Here is a 24,497-nt window from a genome sequence, read left to right as displayed (position 1 = left end):
GGCTTGGGCGGCCTCAGGCGGCCTGCGATTGCAGGAACCAGAGCGCCTTGTCGAGCATGCGCGAATAGGCGGTCAGGAGATCGGCGGTGCCGGTGTCGCCGGCCTCGTCGCTCTTGTCGATCGCCTCGCGAACGCTGTTGGCCGCCGCGGCATAGCGCTCGATCAGCGCCGCGAGATGCTCGCTGACCGCAACGATCTCCGTCGGATAGGGCTTGAGGTCGCTGCCCGCGGCGACCGCCTGCGTCGTGCCGAGCGCGATGCCGCCGAGCTGGGCGACCCGCTCGGCCACCGTGTCGACATGGCCATCGAGTTCCTTGCGGAAGCCGTCGAGCATCAGATGCACGCCGATGAAGCCCGGCCCCTTCAGGTTCCAATGCGCCTGCTTGGTGGCGAGGGCGAGGTCGATCCCGTCCTGCAAGCGCTCGTTCAGCAGGCCGATCACCTCGTTCCTGGCATTGGACGGCAGGTCGATGCGGGTGGCGGGCTTCTTCATGGCGATTTCCTCGGCTGGAGAGAATGGCGGGCGCTCCAGCAACGCATGAACGCCCCTCCCCGTTCCCTGGCGCCGAACCGCACCGCGCGAGGAACCGGCGCGCTTTCCAGCCGTTGGAAATGGCAGATCAAGGAGGATCTGAAATGCCCCGCCAAACCGACCAGGATCATGTCTGGGAGCTGATCGAGGAGATCGGCCTGTGCATGCTCGTCAGCCATGACGGCGCCAGCGACCAGCTGCGCGCCCGCCCGATGAGCGCTCATGCCAGGCGCGACGAGGACGCGATCTATTTCCTGACCGACAAGCGCTCCCACAAGGACGACGAAGTCGAGATCAACGAGAATATCTGCCTGACCTTCGCCGACAATGCCTCCTACAAATATGTCTCGGTCAGCGGCACCGCGAACGTGCTCGACGACCGGCCCCGCGTCGAAGAGCTCTGGTCCACCGCCGCCCGCGCCTTCTGGGAGAGCAAGGACGATCCCAATATCAGGATCCTGCGGGTGCGTCCGGCCATGGCGGAGTTCTGGGACAGCCCGGGCAAGATCGTCACCAGCGTCAAGATGATGGCCGCAGCGGTGACGGGTTCGCGGCTGGATCTCGGCGCGAACCGCAAGGTCGTTCTTTGAAGCAGGGGGAGCAAATCCATGAGATTGCTGGTTCATCTCGTCGGCGCCTGGGTCGCGGCAGAAGCCGCTTCAGGCCGCTATCCCCGCCCGGTCTCGCTGGCGCTCGGGGCGCTGGTCGCGCGCCTCGGCCCGCCGACCGCGCTGATGGCGCTCGCCGGCTGCACCATCCAGCGGCTCTATGAGGGCGGCGTCTTCGACAATTATCGGCCTCGCACGGTCCGGCCAGCCAGGGCCCGCGCGCCGAGGCGGCGTTAGACGCCGCCCCAGCGCCGCAAACCGCGTCATCCCGGCCGTGGCGAAGCGGAGCGCCGGGATCCATCGCAGGGCTCGGCGCCTTGGTATGGGTCTTGGAGCTGCGCCGCCTTGCGGCTTGTCCGGGATGACGGCAGAGACTCGGAAACGTTCAAGAAGGTCGGATTATCGGACCCGCCGCCCCCCACGAAATCGGAGCGGCCGCCGCCGCCCCGTCCGGCAGGCTGCCTCAGTGGCGTCCGCCGCGGGCGACGCGCTCGATCTCGGCGCGCACCAGCCGCTCGACCATGCCCGGCAGATTATCGTCGAGCCAGGTCTTCAGCATCGGCTTGAGCATGTCCTTGACCAGATCCTCGAGGGTCCGGGCATTGTTGCTCAGCACGGTGTTGGCGAGGGCGCCGAAGGCGTTGTGCACGGCGGCACCGGCCTGATCCGAAATCAAGGACGCCATGTCGAGAGACGGCGTGCTCGGCGCGACCTGAACTGGCGGCGCGATCGCGACCGGAGGTTCGGGTGGCAACGGCGCAACCGCAGGCACAGGCGCGGGTTCGACAGGCTCGGCGAACTCGATATCGTCGACAGCCACCGGCGCCTCGACCAGGCTCGCCTCGGCACCGAGGTCGAGCACATCGTCCTCCGGTTGCGGCTGCGGATCGGGCTCGGGCACGGAAACCGCCTCGGGCTCGGGAACCGGGTCGGGTTCCGGGACCGGAGCGAGCGCGACAGGCTCGGGCTCGGGAGGAGTCGCCGGCTTCTCGTCATCCGCGATGATCCGCCGGATGGAGGCGAGGATTTCCTCCATCGAGGGTTCATTGGGCTTGGGCTGCGCGCTCATGCTGAATCCGGACCGCTCGACCGGGGAACGGCCATGGAATCAGCGCGCCCCCACATCATGAGTAGTTCACTGCTGAACCGGCAGGCAAGGCAGCGGCGTGCCCGCCCACAGGAGAAATCGCGACCTATGCGCCGAGGTTTCGCGTGATCCGCGCGCCGGAACCCGGCCTCGCGCCGGGTGCGGCGACGAGGCAGTACCGGGAACCGGCAGGCTGGCTCAGCGACCGTCCGGCGTCTGCGTGCCCCAGAGCAGGCCCTTGACCTGATCATAGTGCTTGCGGGCGTCGTAGCGCTCGGCCTTCAGCTTCAGCGTATTGGCCGAGAGCTTGCCGGTAGCGGAAAGGACGGCATAGGAGGCGACGACGCGGTCGCGCTGCGCGGTCACCAGCGTCGAACGGGCGATCACCAGTTCCTGCTGGGCGTTCAGCACGTCGAGCGTGGTGCGCTGGCCGACCTTGGCCTCCTCGCGGACGCCGGCGAGCGCCGTTTCGGCGGCCTGGACCTGCGACTGCGCCGCGGTGATCTGCGCCTTGGCGGCATCGAGCGCGCCCCAGGCCGAGACGACCGCCGCGCGGACCGTGTCGCGCGAGGTATCGACGTCGATGCGCCGCTGCCCGGCCGTTTCCTTGGCCTGGCGGGTGCGGGAATAGACCTGCCCGCCCTCGTAGATCGGGATGGTCAGCGTCGCGACGGCGCTGGCCGAAGTGCGATTGTCACCGAAGAACTGGCTGTCATAGCGTTGCGCCACGATGCCGCGCACGCCGAGCACCGGATAGAGATCGGCCTCGGTGACCTTGACCTGCAGCTCCGCCGCATCGACGCCATGCAGCGCCGCGATGATCGCCGGGTGTCCCGTCAGCGCGATGTTCAGCGCAGCCTGGAGATTCCGGGGCAGCAGGTTCTCGACCGGGCGACCGGGGGAAAGCTGCTTCGGCTCGACGCCGATGTTCTGCCGAAAGCGGGCGATCGAGGTCTTGAGGTTCGACTCGGCCAGAATCGCCTGCGACTGCGCCTGCGAAAGACGGGCCTCGGCCTGCGCGACGTCGGTGCGGGTCACTTCGCCGACCTGAAACCTGTCGCGCGTCTGGCGCAGCTGCTCCTCGAGGACCTCGACGTTGTTGCGGTTGAGGTTCAGGATCGCCGTGTCGCGCAGCACGTTCATATAGGACGTCGCCGCGTCGAGCAGCACGTTCTGCTCGGTGTTGAGCAGCGTCGCGCGGGCGCCGAGCACCTGCGATTCGGCCTGGCTCACGGAGCTGCGCGTCTTGCCGCCGTCGAAGATGTTCTGGTCGATCTGGATCCCGGCACCGCGCGGCGTGAGTCGCGAGGTGTTGTTATTGTGAAAGCTTCCGTTACGCGGAACCGCCGGGGTGCTGCTTTCGGTGATGCTGGCGCCGATATCTGCGGAGGCGTTGATCCGCGGGCGGTAGCCCGAAAGCGCCTGCGGCACGTTCTCATTGGTGGCGCGGACCGCCGCGCGCTGCGAATTCAGGGTCGGATTGCCGGAGTAAGCGCGCGAAAGCGCCGATTCCATCGTCTGCGCAAGAGCTGGTGCAGCCAAGCCCGTGCCGAGAACGCCGATCAGCGCCAGGCGGCTCGCGGACCTTTTCCAGAGTAGCTTCGTTTCAGTCACCGGACGCCTCTTGTGCGGACTCTTGTCTCGCCCAGGCATCGCCCCAGCCTCGGCACTCATTTGAAATTTATAGGCGCGTCGACCGATATCGCCAACGGCCGCAGGGAACCCATCGCCTTTTCAGTTCGCCAGTGCCGCAAAAATGAGACACCTTTATCCTGCTCGCCATACCGCCCCCGGGGCGGCATGGAATTCGCTTCCGCTCCCGAGCCAGATCGCGGACCCCCCTCGCGAACGGCACCGCTTCAGAAAACGAAGGCCTCGGCCTTGCGGAATTCCGTGAGAGCGGGCGCCGCGGCGTCGAAGACCGGCCGGCCGGTCAATGTCTCGCCGGCATGCCGATAGAGGATCACCCGCGCCGCACGGCCGAGTCCTTCGATCGCAATCAGCCGACCACCGGGGGCGACATGGCCGAAAAGGCTGCTCGGCTGCGTTTCGCAGGCACCGCCGACGAGAACGACGTCGTACTGGGCCTTGGCGGGAATCGCCGCCAGCGCCTGGACCTCCGGCACGCCATCCTGCGCGAACGCGGCACGCGCCAGCGCCAGCGCCGCCTCGTCCGGCTCGCACAGGCTTGCCTGCGCGCCCATCGCCGCCATCAGCGCCGCGCCATAGCCCGAGCCACCGCCATATTCGAGCGCGCGCTCGCCGGCTTTCAGTTCCAGCGCCTGGATCATGCGGGCCACGACCATCGGCGCCGGCAGGGCGCGCGTCGTACCCGGCAGGGCGATGGACTGGTCGACATAGGCCAGATGCGCAAGATCACCCGGCACGAAAGCCTCGCGCGGCACGCTGTCGGCGGCGGCAAGCACGGCCCGGTCGGTCACGTCATAGGTGCGCAGCTGGCAGTCCACCATCATGCGACGCAAATCCGCGAAGCTCGACATGCTCAAAATCTCCGAGTGACGGCACAAGGCCGGCAGCGGGGTTTTGGGCGAGGCGGCCGCAAAAGGCAAGGCCGGCCGGCTGGGCGCATTGTGGGTACGCACCCCGTTCGCAGAGCCAGGATCGCCATCGCCGCGAGCCACGCGGCCAGTTCACACGCAACCGCGACATCCCCGGAGACCCGAGGTCGCACCGCTGCCCCTCGCCTGCGGGCGGAACGGGCAAACGCGCCTGAAGGAATTCGGTGCCGAGCATGCGGCAAGCGCGCTCGCCCGAAACGGAGCGATTCGCCTGCCCTCGCCGGAACCCTGTTCCCGACGGCGCTGCGCAGGCACCGACCGAATCGCCGGGATCGGGCCGCCGATTGAAAAGGGCCGCCCCTCCCCCCGGGGGATGCGCGGCCCAGATTTCGATGTCGGGGCGCCGTGCCGAAAGGCCGCGGCTCTACGGCTACGGTACAGACGGCATCATCGCCCGCACCGCTTTTCGACAGGCGCCCTGCCTTGGCTCGGCTTACTGGGTGAAGGTGAAGGTCGAGATCTCGCAGACATTCACCTTCTTTTTGATCACGGTGTCGCCATCCGCGAAGACCGCCTTGAAGTCGTAGATGCAGGCCTTGGTGCCGTCATCGATGTCGGCTTCGAGCGTCTCGCCATTTGCGAGCGTGTCGTTGTCGAGCATGTCTTCTTCCCAGCTGTCGGTGCCGGTCGACGACGCGAAGAAGCTGGTCATAACGCTCCCGGTCTTGTTGATGATGTCGACCTTCCGGTTCGCCGCAAAAGCCGGAGCGGCGAGGAGCGATGCAACTGTGACGGCGGCGATGATGAGACGAGTGGTCATAGGCATATTCCGTAGGCCAAGCGAAACAGATCGCTTGCAGCAACGGGCTGCTCTCACATCCTCTTGCGTAACGCAATCGGACCACCGGCCAGCCTGAGGTTCTCCCGCAGATTTTGCGCCGGGTCGGGACCCCAAAACAAGAACGGCTCGGCCGGCCGAAGCGAGCGCGACAGCGACACTTGAACCGAAGCCTCGCCAGCCGGTCAGGCCGGCACCGGGATCGCCCCCGGAAACAAGATCGCCCCGGGAAGGACGAGAACGGGAGGGAGTTTATCCCGCCAGCTGACGGGGTGGGCGCCGGGCGGAACAACCTGCCGAAACAGCCCAAGGAAATCTGTTCATGAAAAAGAGTTTGGAGGCCTCGCCCGGAATCGAACCGGGGTGCAAGGATTTGCAGTCCTCTGCGTAACCACTCCGCCACGAGGCCTTCCGGGAGATCACGCGGGCGTGATCTCCATGACGCCGCCTATAACCACATGGCGCGCGCCTCCGCAACCGAAACCAACACGTCGACCACAGCGAAAATGCGACGCACCCCATCGATGACGATTTGCCGGCATGTTGCGTCGCAAAGGGCTTGCACCCGGCGAGCGTCGTCGCTATACGCCCCCCATCGGTCCCGGATAGCTCAGCGGTAGAGCAATCGACTGTTAATCGATTGGTCGCAGGTTCGAATCCTGCTCCGGGAGCCAGATACTTTTTCATAGCCTTTCATAAGCACTTGAAAAGCCAGAGAATCCTGGCCTTCTCGCGCTCCGTAGGCATTCTCAGCTTTCCAAGCGAATTCGTTGACAGCCAACAAATCTGTTGGTCGTGATGTTGGTCATTGCGAGCGACCAACATGGCGGGACCAACATGAGGTTGACGGATTCGGCCATTCGAGGGGCAAAGCCTGGCGAGAGCCGCCGGAAGCTCTCAGACGGGGGCGGGCTTCAGCTCTGGATTGAGACGTCCGGGGCTCGGCTCTGGTCCCTTGCGTATCGCTTTGACGGGAAGCAGAAACGCCTCGCATTAGGCCCATACCCCGATGTCAGCCTTCGCGAGGCCCGCGACCGGCGCGAGGATGCCAAGCGCTTGTTGCGCGATGGAACAGACCCGTCGGCGAAGCGACGCAGCGATCGCGAGGCGCGCCAGGCGTCGGACGCGATTACCTTCCGTCTCATCGGCGACGAGATCCATGACAAAAAGCGGCTGGAGGGAAAGGCGCATCGCACTCTCGAAAAGGTGCGGTGGTTGCTCGACCTCGCCTATGTCCACCTCGGCGATATTCCGATTCGGGACATCACGTCGGCTGATGTCCTGGCCGCCCTGCGGACGATCGAGATTCGCGGCCATCACGAAACAGCTCGGCGTCTTCGTGCGACCATGTCTGAAGTCTTCCGGTTCGCGATAGCAACGGACCGAGCTTCGACTGATCCGACGCTGGCGCTCCGTGGCGCGCTGATAGCGCCAACCGTCACTCATCGTGCAGCGATCACCGACCGAAAGGCCTTCGGGGCGCTCCTGCGGGCGGTGGACGGCTTCACGGGTCAGCCCTCAACCAAGGCGGCGTTGCTGCTCTCGGCGCTGCTGTACCAGCGCCCTGGCGAATTGCGAGCGGCGACATGGGGGGAGTTTGATCTGGACGGGGCGGTTTGGACCATACCCGCCATCCGGATGAAAATGCGCAAACCGCATTCGGTCCCCCTGCCCGGCCAGGCCATTACCATTCTGCGCGACCTGAAGGCGATCACCGGCCGAGGGAAGCTCGCCTTTCCTGGCATTGGTGCGCGGCCGCGTGAGGGGGCGCCCTTGGCACAGCGGCCCATCAGTGAGAACACGCTGAACGGAGCTCTTCGGCGTCTCGGCTACACGCAGGAGGAAATGAGCGCGCACGGCTTCCGGGCAAGCGCCAGTACACTTCTGAACGAGTCAGGCTTGTGGTCACGGGATGCGATCGAGGCTGCTCTTGCCCATCAGGATCGTGATGCAGTGCGCCGGGCATATGCGCGCGGCCAGTATTGGGAAGAGCGGGTTCGCATGGCCGCGTGGTGGGCAAATGAGTGTGACGCCATGCGCCAGCTCGGAAAGCACACGCTGTGACGGTCGCGGGGCCAAAGCGGAATCGAGAGGGAAACGACGCCGCCCGCGCCTTCGTCGGGCGGATGCTCCATCACGCGGCTGATATCGGTTTCCTTGTCGACAAAGCTCGTCTCGCCGATCCACCACACGGCTCATTGTTGATCGACAAGCTCCTTCTTTCAAACAGTATGCGGAGGCCGTCCTCTCTGCTGCCCGTCGACATGGTGAGGACGGCGATCCTTCGCGGCGGTCAGGATGCAATCGTGGTCGCCTGGTCAAAACTGATAGCGGACCGCGACAGGCTTGCCGAGCGTTCGAAGGCACTCGCTTGCCTTGATGAGCTCAAGAGGACCGCTTCCGCGGCTGCGAAAATTGACCTTCAAAGCCTTAGCGAAGGGCAATGCCTTGTCGCGGCATCCAACTTCAGCTTGCATGCGTTCGAAGCGCGGATGAGAGAAATCAAAGACCTCGCGCTCATGCTGAGCATCCGCCTAGGAGAGCTGCATACACCGAAGATCAAGCCTCCGAGCGGCGAGAATGTTCTGCGCCGGGCGTATATTTTCAGCGTGAGCAACCATTGGACGCGCTTGTCGCTGGAGGAATGGCCGCGAGCGCGAAGCGGATGGCATGTCGATATCCTTGTCGCGGGATGGCACGATCTAGGCTTTCCGGTTAAACGCGCTACAGACCTCCACAGTGCCCTCGGTAAGGTTGCTGAGATAGTCGGCAATCGTGAAAACATCGAGCAATAGCAAAGCATTACATCGCCTAACCGCTGGCCCGCTTTTCTTCGCGGCTAAGCGTATCTGCCACCGGATTTTTCACTGACATTCGCCGCATTCGAAATGAATGCGGAGGTCATCCAATGTCACAGGTTTATTCACTGCGCGAAGCTGCGGACCGTCTCGGCTGTGGCCTGTCGACGGCCTACGGCCTAATCAATTCGGGGAAGCTGCAAGCCAGGAAGCTACTCAATCGCACCGTTGTCACGAATGACGAGCTAGAGCGATTCATCGCCGAGTTGCCGATCGCCGAGATGGGGAACGGGCCGCGCGCCGGAAAGGAGCGCGAATATCCAGTGCACCGCGGCAAGGGCCGGCGCGGCCGCAAGGTGGCCTGAGATGACCGCGCATATCGTCCTGTTCCCTGCAACGGCCCGACTCGGGGAAGTCGAGCGTATCGCTGGAAACATGCTCGGCATGGCCCCGGCAGCGGCAGAAAACTATCTCGTGCGCCACCTAGCCAAATCTATCCAGCGGGCTCGTCAGATTGGCGTGGCCGAGGTGGATATCGATACCAATCTCGGCGCGTTCGAGAACGCCGTGCGCGCGGCGACCTGGCGCATGTCCCGATTGAACAATCGTGGTGGCGGCAAATGAGCACGGCCGGCGCCGCCTCACGGGGAAGCCGAGGCGCAGCTACGGCCGCGGGCGCTGATAGCGCATTCGCTCGTGCGAAGGCTCGCATGGATATTGATCAACATGATGATCCTCGGATCACCTGGCGCCGAGCGGCCTATCGGGCGATGCAGGCCAGGGCGCGAGCGGTCATGCTGGTCGGAATCCTGCCCGCCGTGGTCGATAAGTCGACGCTCAAAACGCACGCTGGAAACGCGTGGTTCCAGACGGAAACGGGGCTAGGCGTTCGTGCGATCGCCTACGGCTTTGCCGATCTCTCCAAGGCCGGCTTTGTCACCATCGAGATTGCCGGACCGCGTCGCACTATAACCCTTGTCGTCCCGGCAAAGCCTGCACACGGCATGCAGGCTAAATGAACGACTACCCTGAACACGGCATGCAGGCATTTTGATCGGCCAGGAGAGAAGTCTCGCAGGGAAAAGCCTGCACACGGCATGCAGGCTACCCTGCACACGGCGTGCACCCATAGAGATTTAGAGAAGCGAGAGACCGACACGCGCACCGCGCGAACCCGTTTCAGCCGCTAGGCGCTTGATCACGTGAGCGGCGGGCTCTGCTCCGCCGCCTCCCACACAGTGAGTGATCTGATGAGCAACGATGTCCTGCGCTTCGAGATAGGAACACTGACCGAGTATATCGCGCGGTCGGGCCGACGATACCTTCGCGGCGACATTGGCGGTTTGCGATTCACGATCGCCGAGGAACCGGACCGCGAGCCGGCGCCTGGCGGCATTGCCCGCTGGTCGGTTGTCGCTAGTCCGGCGCCAGGAAAGGCCAGCCATGTTGTGACACCGGCGCCGCAAGGCGCGCCGGTCGAGACCGCTCGTCTGATAGTCAAGGTGCCTACCAAGGTCGCACGGCAGGAAGCGGCGATTACAGCGATGCTCGACCGCATGGATCGAATTCCGGAAGGCGGCGACGAGATCGGCGAGCTTGTCCCCGCGAGCGCGCCGGCGCGAGATGCTGAACTTCAGATAGCAATCGACCTCATCAATACGCCTGTCATCTGATTCGGCGTCACTCCTGCGGCCTCATAAGTCACGGGTTTCGCACCGCGCGTGACGCGCGGGTGGCATCGCGCTTCCATGCAAGCCCATTGCGTCACGGAACAGGTCTGGCGGGTGCGAGGAGAGCGCCAGTTCCCTTTACGAGCTGGCGGTGCTGCATTCGAAACGTTCGCCCATGCGGCACAGAAAAGCGCGAGGCGCACTGCCCTAGCCATGGGTGGAAGCAATCCAGTCAGTGAAGGCAGGGCGCGTGCATGGGATGCGTGCCTGGCTGAGCCAGGCCCTGCCCTCTTGAGCTGCCCTCAAGGTCAAGGCTGCCCCTGCTCGTGCCCTCATGGTTTGCCTGGCCTGCCTGGGTCAGAGCGGGGGCTGGAGGGGCAAGGGCTGGGGCTGACTGCACAGGCCGGGAGCCTAGCGCCTGCCCTGCGCGAGGGCGCTCGCTGGCCTTCGCTGGCCCTTGGGGATGGCCTTCGGCCGCGGGCGCGTAGGGACCGTATAGGGCGCCTGGAAGGCGAGCGGCCCCGCTGCTCCCAGGTTGTCGCCGCCTTGAGAATTCCTAAGAGGGGATCAGCTACGAGGTCCGAAAACCTGTGATCTGAAAAAATTTTCGCGAACCAAAATGAGCGACAACAATCTCAAATGAACGTATTCAAATAATTATGGACACTATTCGCCAGATATACCCCCATTGACTCTCAGTATTTCTTTCGACAACTGTCACCTCATGTCGGAAATCGAACTCACATCGACTCCTGAACTCTTGCGCATCGAAGAAGTGGCCTATGCGCTCGACGTCACGATGCGCACGGTAGAGCGACTGATCGCGGGGGGCGCGATCGCAGAGACGAGAGTTGGCGGTTCAGTCCGCGTTCGGCGCGACGTGCTCAACGCGTACATCTCTGATCAAACGAGGCGCCGGGAGCGTGTTGCATGACCGAAACAGCGTCCATCCTCGCCAAGGTCGGACAGCACCCATCGAATCGCACCTGGCTGCGTTTCGAGAGTGGAGCGTGGGTCTGGACCTCTGATCGCAGCCGCGCCTTGCACTTCGTCAACGAAGTTTACGCTTTCGCCCTCGTCGACCCCGACACCGGTCCAGCCTTCGAGGGCGGCGTTGCATTCGAGACAGAGACGGTGACGCTGCCATGATCGACTGGCCGGCCGCCCTCACCTCGCGCCCGCAGCTCATTGCCGATACGCACGCGTTCGAGCTGCGCGATGCTTGGCTCGCAGCTGAGGCCGAAGCGCAGGCGATGGCTAGCGCCGGCCGATCGTTCGATACCACCCGCCCCCGATACGCGACCCGTGATGGCGTCGCGATCATTCCGATCTCTGGCGCGCTATTGAGCGGCCACGACTTCATGGCCGACGGCTCGCCGTACACTTCGTATCCGGCCATCACCCGAGAGGTTCAGCGCGCCGCCGCTGATGCTACGATCCGCGCGATCGTCCTTACCGTGAACTCGCCCGGTGGGACCGCGGCTGGCGTCCTGGCGCCATCTGCCGCGATCCGAGAAGCACGTAAAGCCAAGCCCGTCACCGCCTTCGTAGGCTCGATCGCCGCCTCGGGCGGCTACTGGCTCGCCGCGCAGGCCGACGAGATCGTCCTGCAAGACGACATGAGCATGGTCGGCTCGATCGGCGTCTACACGACCCTGCTGGGTTTCAGCCGGATGCTCGACAAGGATGGGGTTGACGTCTCCGTTATCTCGTCCGGGGCTCACAAGGTCGATGGACATCCACTCATGGCGCTCTCGGATGATGCTCGCGCGCACATCCAAGGCGAGATTGACGGTCTCCGGATCATGTTCGCCCGCGACGTTGCGAAAGGGCGGCCGGCATTGTCCGAGAAGTCCGCGCTGGCGACTGAGGCGAAGATGTTTCGCGCACTGAACCCGCAGACCGGCCGCCGCCCCGCGATCGAAGCGAAACTAGCCGATCGCGTCGCCACCCTCCCCACCGTCCTCGCCGGCCTGGCGGCCGGCATCCCCCTGAAACCCGCAAAATCTAGAGGAGTTGTCGCCGTGGACGAAAACGCCACTCGATACTAAGGCTCGTGGAAACGAATGGCGCATCGGAATAGGTCTTGAATCCGGGCGCTCGAATGTCGAGGCCAGCCGAAAGCTCCAGCTGGCCGATCCGGTATTGGTTGTGGAACAGGGCATACGATCGACCATGCTCCGGGTCTTCGCCCCGCCCAACCAGGACCTGTGGCGTCTCGCGAAAGCGCCAAGGTCCGCGATTGAGATACCTCGCATTCACGATGACCGCGAACGCCCGGAAGTCCTCGAAAAAGGCCTCATCGGCGGCGGTGACAAGGCTTGAGATGCCCGCTGCGGCCAAGTCCTGCGGCGGCTCATGCTTCGGCTCGATAGGCTCAGCATCGAACAAAGCCGTCAGGTCGGCCTTGCTCAAGCTGTAGCGGTGCGCCGCCGCCTTTCGGTTTTCTGGCCACACCCTAGCCGCCCGCCCCGTCTATAGCCTGAGAGCGAAGCCGGATGGGCTCTACGCTGCCGCCCCGCTCAAGCTGAATGCGCGCCTCGATCAATGCCATCTCTAGGAAGTAGGCGATGCTGTCCTGCCTTTAAGCTCGTGCGTCAGAAACCAGCTCTTCGATCCGGCCAACCAGATCCTCGGCGCGGCACAGTCTCCCAGCGAGGAATTCCAGGTATGCGCCGTCAATCTCTGACATTGCTCAGCCCCCCCCCTTTCGAGGCACCCGCATCAACAAACAAACGAAAATAAAACCGAACCAACCAAATTACACCAACTAAAGACTCTTTTGCAGCTTATGATTTAATTGATTCTTATTGACCGTAAGCTTACTCGCCGAATTCCAAAATTCCTTCATAGCAACTATGTCACTTGCCTTATCAATAGAGTGACGCATTCCGATAAGATTTTCTTTATACGCCTCAACGAGCGCACGATCGTTTGTCTTAATATGAGGTTCAATTGCTCTAATCTTTCCAAATTGCTCAGAAATGTTCTTTTGAAGATTAAACTTTGTCTCGCTCGCCACTTTTCCATTCTCCAGCATCTCTAACGAGAATGCCGATGCAAACGTTTGAAATTCACGCATGGAGTCAACCAGTTCGCGAACCTGCTCATTTCGATGATCTCGACTGCCCTTCCAGCCTTCAAGGATATAACCGGACCCGGTAGTCAGGACCGCGGTTAGAATGGCTAGGCCCACGCCGCCGAGCGCTAGGGCCCAGAGAGGCGTCTCCGTGCTCCTCCACCACGCTGTGCTGATTGATTTTGTACGCTTTCTCATAACACGTCAGTTCTGCTTGGGTTGAGCAAGCGCACTCGGCGCGACGACACCGAGCGCATCGGCTTCCATTCCGGACGACAACCCGGTACGTCTTCTGGCCTGCATCTCGATCGCGCAAAGCTCTTGCCAGCGCGGATAGCCCATGGCACGCAAATCTTGCGACGCTTCGCGCTGCACGTCTGCGATGCATTCTCTCGCTATTTGGCTACTATCTACGCTGTTGACAATGGTGACCGAGGGAATCTCCCCCGCGACAGTCGCGAAGGGCGCAAGTGCTGGAACCGTCGCCGCCAAAGCAATCAATACTCCGGCGACTAGCGGTATGATATTTTTAGAATAAACTACGATATCGCCAGGAGAATTGATGTTCATCTTCAACTCTGGAATATCTTCAGAGTATTCAATTCTCGATGCCACAACAGCTATTGAATTGTTTTTGACATCAATATTATTTTCATGAATATCTTCATGCAGAGCAGAAACATAAAGAACAATTTGCTGAAATAGAAAATCATCAAGCGCCGAAAAATCCGATGACGTTACATTGAATTTACAAGAGAATTTCCCTCTATAATAATATCTTTCGAACATTATATCAAATATTGCCGGGTAATGCTCTTTTTCAATTTGACGCAAAGGGTTTGGACTCGGAATCTTACGCTCTAGCCATCCCGGAGCCTTATGACGCGGAACCGTCTTAACCCATTCGACCTTTAGAGCCGGAACCTTCTCCTCAGGAAACTCAGGAAGCTCAGCAAAATGCTGCTCCTTAATGGGCTGCACCTCGCCGTAAAGAATATCGCCATCGTAGGTCGGCGGCGGCACAATTACCACATCGCCTGGCTTAACGTTCGTAAAAAAACCGCGAACTAACCCAGCAAAAATCTTCTTTGCTTCGGAAATTCGATAATCTTTTAGGTTCTTAGTTTCACGGACCGGAAGATCATCATTAGGCCTTCCGTTGTAGTGCCAGTGTCTAATTCTGTCACTAACAATAACGCGCTGAATTAAATCCTTAGCATCGGATAGACTCTCTCCATCCGCTATCGGAAATCCGGGAATATCAAGAAATATTGAAGAATTATTCTTCATATACTCGTAATATCTATAACCGTTACCGGGAAACAGAATGAATACCCTGCGATTTTCATCGATAAACCGAGTTTTAATATCGACAACGATATTCTTCAACATCTCAGCCTCAAGCCAGCAACGTCTTGTCAAAGGTTGCCCAAGATTCGCCCAATTGTCGATTCTGTCGTCTGAGCCCCCCCTGCCTCGCTGATCGAGCCAGCGACCGAACCCACTGCCAAGACTTCAGTGATGGTATAATGGTGGTCAATGCGTCGCAGTTATGGGAAATTTTCGTTATACGTCAGTATCTTGTATATTTGTTTTGCCTCCTGCTCCGGGAGCCAGCAGTTTCAAGGGCTTAGTCGAGAGATCGGCTAAGCCCTTTCTGTTTTGCGCGCAGGCGCGCCTTCCAGCCCCTCAGACCCGGTTTTTGCTGATTTTGAGCCGCTCGGTGCTAGGCGGCGGGCGCTTCGGCGAAGCCTATCGGCAAGCGGCGTGACAAGCCGCCGCAGCCGCAAGGCAGCCGAATCCCGTTTCCAACCCGGCTTGGCATCGCCGATGCGAATCCCGATGCCCCGCAGGCCTGGACGGGCGGGAATCGCGCCCATGGCTTGGGCCGGGCGAAACCATGCGCTATCAGCGCCCGGAAGCACCGCCGAGCGCGCGATCTGCGCCGCGTGCAGCAGCCCGCCGCCGGGCCGGCGAAGGAATCACCACGCGGCGCCGGCCGAAGCAGGGCGAGCCGGAATGAATGGGAGGGCCTGCGAGTGGCCTATACCGACGAACTCGAGCCGCTGCTCGCGCTCGAACAGGATCTGCGCCGCAGAATCGCCCTGCAGATCGCAGCGGAGAACGGCGCACCCGCGCGCCTCTCGCCCACCGAGGACGAGCTCGCCGCCGCGGACGAAGCCATCGCCGGCTGGGTCGAGGCGGGCGAGGACGAGCAGGACATGCGCGCCTTCCGGCCGATCGGCCCGCTCCAGGCCCTGCTCGCCGACCATCAGGCGATCTTCGAGCGAATCCTCGATATCCGCGACCGCCGGCTGTCCTGACGCGCAGGAGGCGGAAACGACGCTCGGTCGGGGCGGCAGACCGGCTTCAGGGCACGAGAAGAGGTCCGGCGTCATCCCGGGCAAGCGGCGAAGCCGCGCCGCTCCGGGATCCATCATAGGGCTCCGGCGCTCCATAGCATCGGACCGAAAAGTGGAATCCACTTTTCGGAAAATTCCGATGCGATAATAATGGGATAGATCACCGTGACCGCGTCCGAACGGACGCGCGGTGATCTAGGATGAATCCCGGCGCTCCGCTTCGCTCCAGCCGCGATGACGCGGTGCTCCACCCGAATCCGACGAAGCTACAGCGTACGCAGCGTCTTCAGCGCCGCCGCGACGCTGTTCTGGTAATGCGCGCCATCGACGCCCTGCGCGATCACCGAATAGCCGAGCTCGCGCACCCTTTTCGACCAGCCGAGATCGCCGGCCATCAGCCCGGCCGCCTTGCCGTGCGCCCGGGCGCTGCGGCCGACATGGCTGAGCGCCGCCTCGAAATCGGGATGGTCGAACTGGCCGGGGATGCCCATGAAGTTCGACAGGTCGAAATGACCGACCCAGAGCACGTCGATTCCCGGCACGGCCGCGATCGCCTCGGCATTCTCGACACCTTGCGGGCTTTCGATCTGCGCGATGATGAGCGTGCGGGCGGCGGCCTGCGCGATCTTCTCGACCGGCGAGCCGGGTAGATAATCGTCATGCGCGATGCCGAAGGCGGCGCCGCGATGCCCGGCCGGCGGATAATGCGCGCAGGAGGCGATCAGCCGCGCCTGCTCTTCCGTGTTCACCATCGGCACCATGACGCCATGCGCGCCGATATCGAGCGCCCGCGCGATCAGGCTGTATTCGGTGGTCGGCACCCGGATGATCGGCGCGATCGAGAGCCCCCGGCAGGCGGCGCAGAGCATCCGCATCGTCTCGAAGCTCGTGCCGGTATGCTCCATGTCGAGCAGGATGAACTCCGCCCCTGCCGCTGCCGCGATCGCCGGCAGGCCCGGCACGAAGAATTCGAGGGCCATCGTTCCGGCGACCAGCTCCCCCGACTGGATCCGCGCCTTCAGCCCGATTGCTCCGTTCATCCGATTCCTCCCCTTGCAATGCAACGCGCCCATCTGTGCGCATCCGCAGCCCGACATCCCATTGCTAACTCGGCAAGGGGCACCCGCCGCGAACGCAAGGCGGCGATGATCGCGCCGGCATGGCGGCGGCTCCCGGCTAGTTCAGTGTAGGAAGGGGGAATCACGATCGAGCTGGTGCGGACGGCGGGGATCGAACCCGCACACCATCTCTGGCGAGGCATTTTAAGTGCCTTGCGTCTACCAGTTTCGCCACGTCCGCGCCGGGACACGGTTAGCCTCCCGCGACGGCGCCTACAAGGGCAAGCGCTGCATGCTTGCCTTCGGAAGCACTCGTCATCCTGGACAAGCCGCGAAGCGGCGCAGCTCCGGGATCCATCGTAGGGCTGCTGCGCTCCAGGATGGATCCCGGGGCAAGCCCGGGATGACGGCACTTGTGGGAGTCGTTGGCGAGTACCGTCAGCGTCAGCGCCGGCGGCTGGGCTTGTACCATTCGACCCCGTCGGGATCGACATAGAGCCCGGGCGCCACATCGGAGCCGATCTTCTTCTCTTCCATCGGCACGCGCACCGTGTCGTCGCGGTCGCCGCGGCGGATATAGGGGCCGCTCGCCTGCGTCTGGCCGCGCCCGCCGCCACCGATCACGCCGCGGCGTCCTGCGACCTTGTCGTCGAGCGCCGCGACCTTCCGGGCCGTGAAGGCGATCCTGGCCGAGCCCTCGACGATCGGCAGCGCCCTGGCGGCCGCCCCCTCGCCGCTGACGCGGATGCCGACGAAGCGCGGCACATAGCTCGCAGCCCCGCCGCCGCGCGCCAGCGCGTCCCAGCCGCCGGTCGTCGTGACCTGGGCGCCGCAGCGCTTATGGGCGCGCTCGCACTGCGCCCGCGAGGCATAGCGCGGCGCCTTCTGCTCGAATTCGGCGCGGGCATTGCGATAGGCGAACTCGCATTGCTCGGCCGAGAGCTTGCCGGCCTCGATGCATTCGTCGCGGCGCACATAGGTCTGCCCGACCGCCTGCGCCGCGAGGTCGGCCGGCGCGAGCGCCAGCCCGAAGGCGAACAGCGAGGCCATCCTGATCATGGCGACGGGAAGCAGCAGCAGCATGCCCCTCTGAGATCATGCGAATGTGGCGTCACAGCAGCGGCCGCATCGTGATCGCCAGCTCGCGCGTCGCGCCATAGTCGATCTTGCCGTTGCCGAGCACCGGGATGGCGCGGGTTACGAGCAGCGCCTTCGGCATCCACAATTCCGGGAAACCCTGAAGCTTCGCCTCGTCCTGCAGCGCCTTCTTGTCGGCATCCGGCTTTTCGGTGACGAGCACGAGCTGCTCGCCCTTGCGCAGATCCGGCAAGGCGACGACGACGTGATTGAAACCGGGCCACAGGCCGGAGATCATCGATTCGACCGCCGCCAGCGAGACCATCTCGCCGCCGAGCTTGGCGAAGCGGCGCGCCCTGCCCCTTATGCTGACGAAGCCGTCCTCGATCGCGACGATGTCGCCGGTATCGTGCCAGCCGCCCTCGGGCGGGGCGAGCGTGCCGGGGCTGTCGGCGTTGAGATAGCCCAGCATCACATTGGGGCCCTTCACCATCAATCGGCCGCCCTCATGGATGCCCTCGACCGGTTCGAGCCGCGCGGTAATGCCGGGCAGGAGCCGTCCGACGCTGCCCTCGCGCATCGCCACCGGCGTATTGCAGGCGAGCACCGGCGAACACTCCGTGCAGCCATAGCCCTCGAGGATGGTGGTGCCATAGGGCTCCCAGAGCCGGCGCGTCTCCGGCTTCACGCGCTCTGCCCCGGCGACGACATAGCGCACGCTTCTGAGGTCGCCCTCGTCGGCGGCGCGCGCATAGCCCTGCAGGAAGGTGTCGGTGGCGAACAGGAAGGTCGCGCCGGTCTCGGCGATCAGCCGCGGCACCTGCTTGTAGTGCAGCGGGCTCGGATAGAGCACGACCTTCATGCCGTGCAGCAGCGGCATCAGCAGCCCCGCCGTCAGGCCGAAGGAATGGAAGGCCGGCAGCGGATTCATGACGATGTCGCGCTCGGAGAGGAAGCCGGCGGCGAGCTGGAATATCTGGCGGGCATTGGAGACGAGGTTGGCATGGCTCAGCACCACGCCCTTGGGCTTACCCTCCGTGCCGGAGGTGAACAGCACCACCGCCGGTTCGTCCGGGCCGGCCGCATGCCGGCGATGGACGAACCCCGGCGCCAGCGCCGCGATCGCGCCGAGCAGCTTGTCGAGGCTGGTCAGCTGCTTGCGGACATCCTCGAGATAGATCACCCGTCTGCCCTGGCCGATCGCCTCGATCACCTCGTCGAGCTTGGCCTGGTCGATGAAGCGCCGCGAGGTGACGATGGTCGAGAGCGGAGCGACCTCGCAGGCCGCCTTGAGGTTCTTGGTGCCGGCCGTGAAGTTCAGCAGCGCCGGCACCCGGCCATAGGCGGAGAGGCCGAACAAGGTGACCGCCATGCCCTGCATGTTCGGCAGCAGCAGCCCGACCTTCTCGCCCTTCTGCGTCTGCGCCGCGAGCTTGCGGCCGAGCACGAAGGCGCCGAGCACCAGCCGGCCGAAGCTGATCGGCTGGCGTTCGGGATCTTCCAGCGCGATTCGCGCCTTGCCATGGCGGGAGACGGCGGCGAGCAGGGCCGAGAACAGCGTGGTGCGCGCACCCTCCGCGTCGAAGGGCTCCGCCCCGAATTCCGTGGCCACCATGCTGCGCCCTGCTCCCGGCTGCGTTTCCTGTAGCCGCTACCCTAAGGCGGGACGGCATGCGAGGGAACGGCGCAGGCGCCGGTCAGCGCATCGGCGGAGCGTAGAGCACGCCGCCCATGTTCCAGAGCTGGTTCAGCCCGCGCGGAATGCCGAGAGGCGAGTTCACCCCGAGATTGCGCTCATAGATCTCGGAATAATTGCCGGTCGCCTTCACCGCCCGGATCGCCCAGGCCTCGTCGAGGCCGAGCGATTTGCCGAAGCCGCCCTCGGCGCCGGTCAGGCGGCGCACATCCGGCTTGGTCGAGGCGACGGCCTCGTCCGCATTGGCCGCGGAGACGCCGAGTTCCTCGGCGTTGACCAGCGCGAAATTCACCCATTTGACGATGTTGAACCACGGGAAATCGTCGGAGCGCGTCACCGGGCCGAGCGGCTCCTTCGAGATCACGTCGGGCAGGATCACGGCATCGCCCGGCTTAGGCAGCTTGAGCCGTTCGGCGTAGAGCGCCGACTGGTCGCGGGTCAGCACATTGCACTGGCCGGACTGGAAGGCGGCGAGCGCCTCGGCGGCGCTCGGAAACGCCTTCTCCTCGAAGCTCATCGAATTGGCGCGGAAGAAATCGCCGAGATTGAGCTGGGTCGTCGTGCCGGCCTCGACGCAGACCTTGGCCTTGTCGAGCGACAGCGCCCCGTCGACGCCGAGCGAGCGCGCCACCAGGAAGCCCTGCCCGTCATGATAGGTGATGCCGGCGAAGGCGAGGCCGAGCCCGGCCTCGCGGCCGAGCGTCCAGGTCGAATTGCGCGAGAGCAGGTCGACCTTGCCCTGTTTCAGCGCCTCGAAGCGCTCGCCGGCCGAGAGCGGCGTGAAATTGACCTTGCCGGCATCGCCGAGCACCGCCGCCGCCACGGCACGGCAGAAATCGACGTCGAACCCGGCCCAGCGCCCCTGCGCATCCTTCTCGGAAAAGCCGCGCAGCCCCTCGCTGACGCCGCATTCCAGCGTCCCGCGCTGCTTCACCTTGTCGAGCGTGCCGGCAGCGGCCGGCAGCGCGACGAGCCCCGCGGCGAGCACGGCGAGCGCCGATGGCTGGAGACGAATTCGGAACGCGCCTCGCATGGGGTCGGATCTCCTGATTGCTGAATGGCGTGCGGCCTTGAAAAGGCCGGTCAGATCGTCGCCTTGTGTCGCACCACGACCTTGGTCCCGAGCGGAACGCGCGAGTAGAGGTCGATGATGTCGCCATTGGCCAGGCGGAAGCAGCCCGACGAGATCGACTGGCCGATCGTCTCCGGCTGGTTGGTGCCGTGAACGCGGAACACGGTCGAGCCGAGATAGAGCGCGCGCGCCCCCATCGGATTGCCCGGCCCACCGGCCATGAAGCGCGGCAGATAGGGTTGGCGCTGCAGCATCTCCGGCGGCGGACGCCAGTCCGGCCATTCCGCCTTGCGGCTGACCTGGACGAGGCCCGACCACTGGAAGCCCTCGCGGCCGACGCCGATGCCGTAGCGCAGCGCCCGGTTGTTGGGCTGCACGACATAGAGGAAGCGCTCGGCGCTGTGGATCACCACCGTGCCAGGCGCCTCGTTCGAGCGGAAGAACACCATCTGCCGGGCATAGGGCCCTTCGGTGATGGTGACCTCCTCGGTCGAGACCCGGCCCGGCTCGTCGCCGACATCCATCGTCTCGGCCGGCGGCACCATTCCCTTGCCCTGCGCCTGGACGGCAGCCGGCCAGGCAAGCGCCAGCGTTAGTGCCGCGGCGCCGAGGCCGCCGAGAATCCGTGTCATGTCGGGCTTTTTCATGCGCGATCTCGCCTCGCGGGTTTCAGGTGCCGCAGCGGGCGTAGATGAAGGTGCCGTAGCGGCGGTTCGCATCGGGATCGACGAAGCGCATGGTCAGCATCGAATCGCTCGCCGAAAGGATCTCGCGGTCCTGCGGATCACCCGCCGGCGCCTCGAAGCCGACATAGTTCTTGCCGCCCGGCCCGCCTTTCAGGCGCAATTCATAGGGTTTGGGATCGTCGGCGACATGCATCATCACGCCGTCGGTCGGGCCTTTGGAGATGGTATAGGGCTGGGAGCAGCCGGCCTTGGCCTGCGCCTCGGTGCGCTTGCGGTCCTTCTCGGTATGGAAGGAGGCGATGCCCCAGCGCCCGATCAGGCGCTCGCGCGGGATGCTCGAAGGCCCCGAAGCGCCGCCGGCGGAACCCCCACCGCCAGCCGGCCCCTGGCTGGTAGAGCCGCAGCCCGCCAGCAGCAGCGCAGCGCCGAACAGGCAGGCGCCCGCCGCGCCGCGGCCCGCCATTGCGGAAATCCCCGCACGCCCCCTGCCCCGGAGACGACCGATGATCGCCACCGGATACGCCAACGCCATGCGCATGCCTGCTCCCCCCGCTTCGGCCCATCATGGTCTCGGCTTTCCGCCGCGGTCAACGGTCGGTTCGGCCCCGAAGCTGTCGCCGTGCCGGATGAGCACTTCGGCGCCAGGGTCGCAAGGTCACCGGCCCGTCCGCTCCTGGCAAACGGCGCATGGCGACGATGCGCCGCCCGCAACGCCTCGGAAATTAACCGAGAAAGCGTCAGAAACGCGAATGAAACCAAGACCTTCGGAAAGCGGAGCGCACGCCCTCGAAAGGATTGCCAACAAGCGATTCAGCACTTGCCGATTTGCACGTTGAGATCGCCCTGCCCGCTCGCTATCTCCTGATGCTCAGAGCTGGGAAACGCCGCCTTGTCCGCCGATCGCAACCGCCTCACCGCCGTCATCGCCCTCGCCGCGGCCTCCCTGACCAGCGCCGTTCCGGCGCAGGCGAACTTCCTCGAAACCCTGTTCGGCATCGCGCCGCGCCGGGTCGTGGCGCCGGTGCCCGAACGCGAGCCGCTGCACATGACCGTGCGCCCGCGGGCACCGCGGGACGGCCGGCCCGGTGTCGCGACCAAGGAAGCCCCGCCGACGCCGCGCGTCGCGCCGATGGAATATGCCAGCGATCCCTATTGGTATCTCAAGGACCCGACGCTGAAGAAGGGCGACGTCATCGTGCTCGACGGCCGCGTCGTCGTCTTCAGCGGCGGCGAACGCAGCTACAGCAGCTTCCAGTCGATCAAGGAGAGCCGGCTGCTCTCGGAGCGGGCCAAGAAGCAGCTCAGGCACATGGTCTCGACCCCCATCGACACGCATACGGTCTGGGAGCCGGCCGAGATCATGAAGAGCAACGGCGCCATGACCACCGTCGAGGTCTCCGAAAGCGCCCGCTGAGCGTCGCGGGCCGCGCTCAGGCCGGGACGTAGCTCAGTCTGATCACGCCCTCGCCGACCGGCTCGCTGGCCATGAGGCGGAGCGGCGGCCGCGGGCCGGCGAAGAACGGCATGCCGCGCCCCAGCACGACCGGGTGGAAATAGAGCCGGTACTCGTCGATCAGGCCGAGCTCGGTCAGGCTTTGCGCCAGCTCCGGCCCGGAGACGGCGATCTCCCCGGCAAGCCTCGCCTTCAGGCCGCGGACCATCGCGGCGAGGTCCCCCGCGACGAGCCTCGCATTCGGGCCGACGGATTTCAGCGAGCGCGAGACCACCCATTTCGGCTGCTTCCGCCACGCCATGGCGAAATCGCGCCGCGCCGCATCCCAGGCAGGGTCGTCCTCGTCCCAATACCGCATCGTCTCGTACATGCGGCGGCCATAGAGACTGGCGGCCAGGGCGCGCACATGCTCGGTCCAGTGGCGGAACAGCACCGGGCCCACCTGCATCTCCGGGTGGAGATCGACATAGCCGTCCAGGGACTGGTTCATGCCGAAAACGAGCTTCGCCACGCTGCTGGCCTCCCTATGAGCATGCTGAGAATAGAGCGCGACCTGCTCGCGCAAAAGTCACGCAGGAACGCCTGCCGCGGAGGCTTCGAAGACCGCGTCGAAGCTCGTGCCCGAAGGTCTGGAGCGCCAGATGCGCCGGCTCGCTCAGCACCCGGAATGACAGGAGCCGGACCTCATAGGGCTGGCCGACCTCTTCCAGAGCCCAGCGGACTCGCATGTCGCGCGCCAGCCCCCGGCCACGGTCGGGCGAGCGTTCGAAGGCGGTGATGTGACGGTCATCATCTTGCTCCCGTCTATTGCCTGGTAGGCTCGCATGAGGCGCCCGCAGTCGCAGAACGAACCGCCGGGGCGGCCTCCGACAACCCACCTCGTCGTTTTCGAGCGTGAGTCGCCGTCATCTCGCGCCGCACAACTTTGCCTCTTCCTTCCGAAATTAACCTTCTGGTAAGAGGAAGAGGATTCCTTGCCGGAGATGACGGACCGCCGCCCTGGGCAGCCCCGATCCCGTAATCAGGAGGTTGCCGCATGACGCGGACCGAGATCGCTGCGAACGCTACCCGTCTTTCCGGCAAAAGCCGCCACGGTCGCAAGGCGATCCCGCTCCTGGTTTCACTGGCGGCTCCGGTCCTGGGCGCCTGCAGCATGACGCCGGTCGAGACCGCCTCGACCACGGCTCGGACGACCGCTGCGAGCACCGCGCCGAAGCAGAGCCACGAGATCCGCAAGCGTGCCATCGCCTTGGCCAAGGCCGACCCGCGCGAGAAGGAATGCCTCGTCCGCGCGATGTATTTCGAATCGAACCGCTCCAGCGAATCCGGCCTGCTCGGCGTCGGCACGGTGGTGATGAACCGGGTCGGCGCGCCGCGCTATCACGATACGATCTGCGGCGTCGTCGGCGCCCCCAAGCAATTCGCCTCCGGCGTGCTCACCCGCCCGATGTCGGCGCGCGAACTCCCCAAGGCCGAGGCCGCCGCCGAAGCCATCCTCGCCGGCAAGCGCAACGAAGCCGTCGGCAACGCCAAGCATTTCCACATGGCGGGGATGCGCTTCTCCTACCCCAACATGCACTATGTGACGGTGGCTGGCGGCAACGCCTTCTACGTCAAGGGCGAGCGCCCGGAGCGCCGCCGCATCGAGGAGCCGAGCTCGCAGGTCGCCGCGCTTTCCGAGCCCGCGCCGCTCGCGACCAGCGCCTCCTCGGCCTCGACCGCCTTCGCCAGCGCGCCGCTCGCCTTCGCCCCGGCCGCGCCCGCCCCCGCGATCGCCCTGGCCACGAGCTCAGCCTCCTATGTCGTCGCCAATGCGACGCTGCCGCCGAGCCGCCCCTACGATCTCGGCATCGCCCGCAAGACCACGCAGGCCTTCATCGCGCCGCCGAAGAGCGACGCCCGCATCGCGGCGCTGATGCCGCCCTCCCGGCCGCTGCGCGGCTCCCTCGCGCTGGACTGAC

At 64.5% G+C, this 24,497-nt stretch carries 29 protein-coding genes, 3 tRNA genes and 1 pseudogene; 15 read left to right on the top strand and 18 right to left on the bottom strand.

Going from position 1 to position 24,497, the window contains the following annotated elements:
- Positions 1–13: 13 nt before the first annotated feature.
- Entirely contained in the window at positions 14–493 is a 480-nt protein-coding gene (dps, locus tag AC3RCC_RS12620) for a DNA starvation/stationary phase protection protein Dps (protein ID WP_291638533.1), read from the bottom strand.
- 143 nt (positions 494–636) lie between these two features.
- On the opposite strand from dps, the gene AC3RCC_RS12615 reads away from it, so the two are divergent.
- On the top strand, positions 637–1,122 hold the full coding sequence (locus AC3RCC_RS12615; protein ID WP_492258608.1) for a pyridoxamine 5'-phosphate oxidase family protein: 486 nt from the start codon (positions 637–639) through the stop codon (positions 1,120–1,122).
- Positions 1,123–1,140: 18 nt separating this feature from the next.
- The gene (locus AC3RCC_RS12610; RefSeq protein WP_291638535.1) at positions 1,141–1,377 is read left to right on the top strand and encodes a hypothetical protein; all 237 of its coding nucleotides are present in this window, start codon (positions 1,141–1,143) and stop codon (positions 1,375–1,377) included.
- A gap of 226 nt (positions 1,378–1,603) precedes the next feature.
- On the opposite strand, the gene AC3RCC_RS12605 is transcribed toward AC3RCC_RS12610, so the two are convergent.
- The 5 genes from AC3RCC_RS12605 to AC3RCC_RS12585 form a co-directional block, all read right to left on the bottom strand.
- On the bottom strand, positions 1,604–2,209 hold the full coding sequence (locus tag AC3RCC_RS12605) for a PopZ family protein (protein WP_492258607.1): 606 nt from the start codon (positions 2,207–2,209) through the stop codon (positions 1,604–1,606).
- Positions 2,210–2,425: 216 nt separating this feature from the next.
- Positions 2,426–3,841 (bottom strand): TolC family outer membrane protein, encoded by a 1,416-nt coding sequence (locus AC3RCC_RS12600; RefSeq protein ID WP_492258606.1) that lies wholly within the window; start codon positions 3,839–3,841, stop codon positions 2,426–2,428.
- Between the two features lie 245 nt (positions 3,842–4,086).
- Positions 4,087–4,728, bottom strand: coding sequence for a protein-L-isoaspartate O-methyltransferase family protein (locus AC3RCC_RS12595; protein ID WP_291638538.1), 642 nt, complete (start codon positions 4,726–4,728; stop codon positions 4,087–4,089).
- Positions 4,729–5,239: 511 nt separating this feature from the next.
- The gene (locus tag AC3RCC_RS12590; protein WP_291638539.1) at positions 5,240–5,566 is read right to left on the bottom strand and encodes a hypothetical protein; all 327 of its coding nucleotides are present in this window, start codon (positions 5,564–5,566) and stop codon (positions 5,240–5,242) included.
- 353 nt (positions 5,567–5,919) lie between these two features.
- Positions 5,920–5,993, bottom strand: a tRNA-Cys gene (locus AC3RCC_RS12585).
- A gap of 190 nt (positions 5,994–6,183) precedes the next feature.
- Between AC3RCC_RS12585 and AC3RCC_RS12580 the strand changes: the two genes are divergently transcribed.
- From AC3RCC_RS12580 to AC3RCC_RS12535, 10 genes are all read left to right on the top strand, one after another.
- Positions 6,184–6,258: transfer RNA gene (locus AC3RCC_RS12580), tRNA-Asn, on the top strand.
- Between the two features lie 124 nt (positions 6,259–6,382).
- The gene (locus AC3RCC_RS12575) at positions 6,383–7,648 is read left to right on the top strand and encodes a tyrosine-type recombinase/integrase (RefSeq protein WP_492258782.1); all 1,266 of its coding nucleotides are present in this window, start codon (positions 6,383–6,385) and stop codon (positions 7,646–7,648) included.
- Positions 7,645–8,379, top strand: coding sequence for a hypothetical protein (locus tag AC3RCC_RS12570; RefSeq protein WP_492258605.1), 735 nt, complete (start codon positions 7,645–7,647; stop codon positions 8,377–8,379). The genes AC3RCC_RS12575 and AC3RCC_RS12570 overlap by 4 nt, the downstream gene beginning before the upstream one ends.
- Positions 8,380–8,492: 113 nt before the next feature.
- Complete coding sequence (locus AC3RCC_RS12565; RefSeq protein ID WP_492258604.1) at positions 8,493–8,747, top strand: helix-turn-helix domain-containing protein; 255 nt, start codon at positions 8,493–8,495, stop codon at positions 8,745–8,747.
- Between the two features lies 1 nt (position 8,748).
- Positions 8,749–9,006 (top strand): DUF6074 family protein, encoded by a 258-nt coding sequence (locus AC3RCC_RS12560; protein WP_492258603.1) that lies wholly within the window; start codon positions 8,749–8,751, stop codon positions 9,004–9,006.
- Positions 9,007–9,092: 86 nt separating this feature from the next.
- Positions 9,093–9,401, top strand: coding sequence for a hypothetical protein (locus AC3RCC_RS12555; protein ID WP_492258602.1), 309 nt, complete (start codon positions 9,093–9,095; stop codon positions 9,399–9,401).
- Positions 9,402–9,632: 231 nt separating this feature from the next.
- Positions 9,633–10,055, top strand: coding sequence for a hypothetical protein (locus tag AC3RCC_RS12550; protein ID WP_492258601.1), 423 nt, complete (start codon positions 9,633–9,635; stop codon positions 10,053–10,055).
- 721 nt (positions 10,056–10,776) lie between these two features.
- Positions 10,777–10,986 carry a helix-turn-helix domain-containing protein gene (locus AC3RCC_RS12545; RefSeq protein WP_492258600.1) on the top strand — a complete coding sequence of 70 codons (210 nt, stop codon included), beginning with the start codon at positions 10,777–10,779 and terminating at the stop codon, positions 10,984–10,986.
- Entirely contained in the window at positions 10,983–11,201 is a 219-nt protein-coding gene (locus AC3RCC_RS12540) for a hypothetical protein (RefSeq protein ID WP_492258599.1), read from the top strand. Before AC3RCC_RS12545 ends, AC3RCC_RS12540 begins: the two co-directional genes overlap by 4 nt.
- The gene (locus AC3RCC_RS12535) at positions 11,198–12,103 is read left to right on the top strand and encodes a S49 family peptidase (RefSeq protein WP_492258598.1); all 906 of its coding nucleotides are present in this window, start codon (positions 11,198–11,200) and stop codon (positions 12,101–12,103) included. The genes AC3RCC_RS12540 and AC3RCC_RS12535 overlap by 4 nt, the downstream gene beginning before the upstream one ends.
- On the opposite strand, the gene AC3RCC_RS12530 is transcribed toward AC3RCC_RS12535, so the two are convergent.
- From AC3RCC_RS12530 to AC3RCC_RS12520, 3 genes are all read right to left on the bottom strand, one after another.
- A complete protein-coding gene (locus AC3RCC_RS12530) occupies positions 12,060–12,467 on the bottom strand; it encodes a hypothetical protein (protein ID WP_492258597.1) in 408 nt (135 codons plus the stop codon). The two genes, AC3RCC_RS12535 and AC3RCC_RS12530, sit on opposite strands and share 44 nt — an antisense overlap.
- Positions 12,468–12,822: 355 nt before the next feature.
- Positions 12,823–13,248, bottom strand: a complete 426-nt coding sequence (locus tag AC3RCC_RS12525; protein ID WP_492258596.1) for a hypothetical protein — start codon at positions 13,246–13,248, stop codon at positions 12,823–12,825.
- 87 nt (positions 13,249–13,335) lie between these two features.
- Positions 13,336–14,523, bottom strand: a complete 1,188-nt coding sequence (locus AC3RCC_RS12520) for a hypothetical protein (RefSeq protein WP_492258595.1) — start codon at positions 14,521–14,523, stop codon at positions 13,336–13,338.
- Positions 14,524–15,170: 647 nt separating this feature from the next.
- On the opposite strand from AC3RCC_RS12520, the gene AC3RCC_RS12515 reads away from it, so the two are divergent.
- On the top strand, positions 15,171–15,455 hold the full coding sequence (locus tag AC3RCC_RS12515; protein ID WP_492258594.1) for a hypothetical protein: 285 nt from the start codon (positions 15,171–15,173) through the stop codon (positions 15,453–15,455).
- Positions 15,456–15,760: 305 nt separating this feature from the next.
- Here AC3RCC_RS12515 and AC3RCC_RS12510 read toward each other — a convergent pair whose 3' ends face one another.
- The 7 genes from AC3RCC_RS12510 to AC3RCC_RS12480 form a co-directional block, all read right to left on the bottom strand.
- Positions 15,761–16,534: an HpcH/HpaI aldolase family protein gene (locus AC3RCC_RS12510; RefSeq protein WP_492258593.1), complete on the bottom strand. Its 774-nt coding sequence runs from the start codon at positions 16,532–16,534 to the stop codon at positions 15,761–15,763.
- Positions 16,535–16,706: 172 nt separating this feature from the next.
- Positions 16,707–16,793 (bottom strand) — tRNA-Leu (locus AC3RCC_RS12505).
- A gap of 203 nt (positions 16,794–16,996) precedes the next feature.
- Entirely contained in the window at positions 16,997–17,635 is a 639-nt protein-coding gene (locus AC3RCC_RS12500; RefSeq protein WP_291638545.1) for a DUF1190 domain-containing protein, read from the bottom strand.
- 28 nt (positions 17,636–17,663) lie between these two features.
- Complete coding sequence (locus AC3RCC_RS12495) at positions 17,664–19,244, bottom strand: AMP-binding protein (protein WP_492258592.1); 1,581 nt, start codon at positions 19,242–19,244, stop codon at positions 17,664–17,666.
- An 82-nt stretch (positions 19,245–19,326) separates the two neighbouring features.
- Positions 19,327–20,358 (bottom strand): amino acid ABC transporter substrate-binding protein, encoded by a 1,032-nt coding sequence (locus AC3RCC_RS12490; RefSeq protein WP_291638547.1) that lies wholly within the window; start codon positions 20,356–20,358, stop codon positions 19,327–19,329.
- 50 nt (positions 20,359–20,408) lie between these two features.
- Positions 20,409–21,044 (bottom strand): L,D-transpeptidase, encoded by a 636-nt coding sequence (locus AC3RCC_RS12485; RefSeq protein WP_291647423.1) that lies wholly within the window; start codon positions 21,042–21,044, stop codon positions 20,409–20,411.
- Positions 21,045–21,066: 22 nt separating this feature from the next.
- Positions 21,067–21,546, bottom strand: coding sequence for a hypothetical protein (locus AC3RCC_RS12480; RefSeq protein WP_492258591.1), 480 nt, complete (start codon positions 21,544–21,546; stop codon positions 21,067–21,069).
- Between the two features lie 426 nt (positions 21,547–21,972).
- On the opposite strand from AC3RCC_RS12480, the gene AC3RCC_RS12475 reads away from it, so the two are divergent.
- Positions 21,973–22,497, top strand: coding sequence for a hypothetical protein (locus tag AC3RCC_RS12475; protein ID WP_291638550.1), 525 nt, complete (start codon positions 21,973–21,975; stop codon positions 22,495–22,497).
- Positions 22,498–22,513: 16 nt separating this feature from the next.
- On the opposite strand, the gene AC3RCC_RS12470 is transcribed toward AC3RCC_RS12475, so the two are convergent.
- Positions 22,514–23,047, bottom strand: a complete 534-nt coding sequence (locus AC3RCC_RS12470) for a dihydrofolate reductase family protein (RefSeq protein ID WP_492258590.1) — start codon at positions 23,045–23,047, stop codon at positions 22,514–22,516.
- A gap of 109 nt (positions 23,048–23,156) precedes the next feature.
- A pseudogene (locus AC3RCC_RS12465) lies at positions 23,157–23,315 on the bottom strand (thioredoxin domain-containing protein); the annotation flags it as partial.
- A 257-nt stretch (positions 23,316–23,572) separates the two neighbouring features.
- On the opposite strand from AC3RCC_RS12465, the gene AC3RCC_RS12460 reads away from it, so the two are divergent.
- Entirely contained in the window at positions 23,573–24,496 is a 924-nt protein-coding gene (locus AC3RCC_RS12460; protein ID WP_452118891.1) for a cell wall hydrolase, read from the top strand.
- Position 24,497: the final 1 nt, after the last annotated feature.

The sequence above is a fragment of the Allobosea sp. GW823-FHT01F03 genome (genome assembly GCF_058798075.1).
Note: the sequence above shows the minus strand (reverse complement) of the source record. Positions and strands in the feature narration are given on the sequence as shown.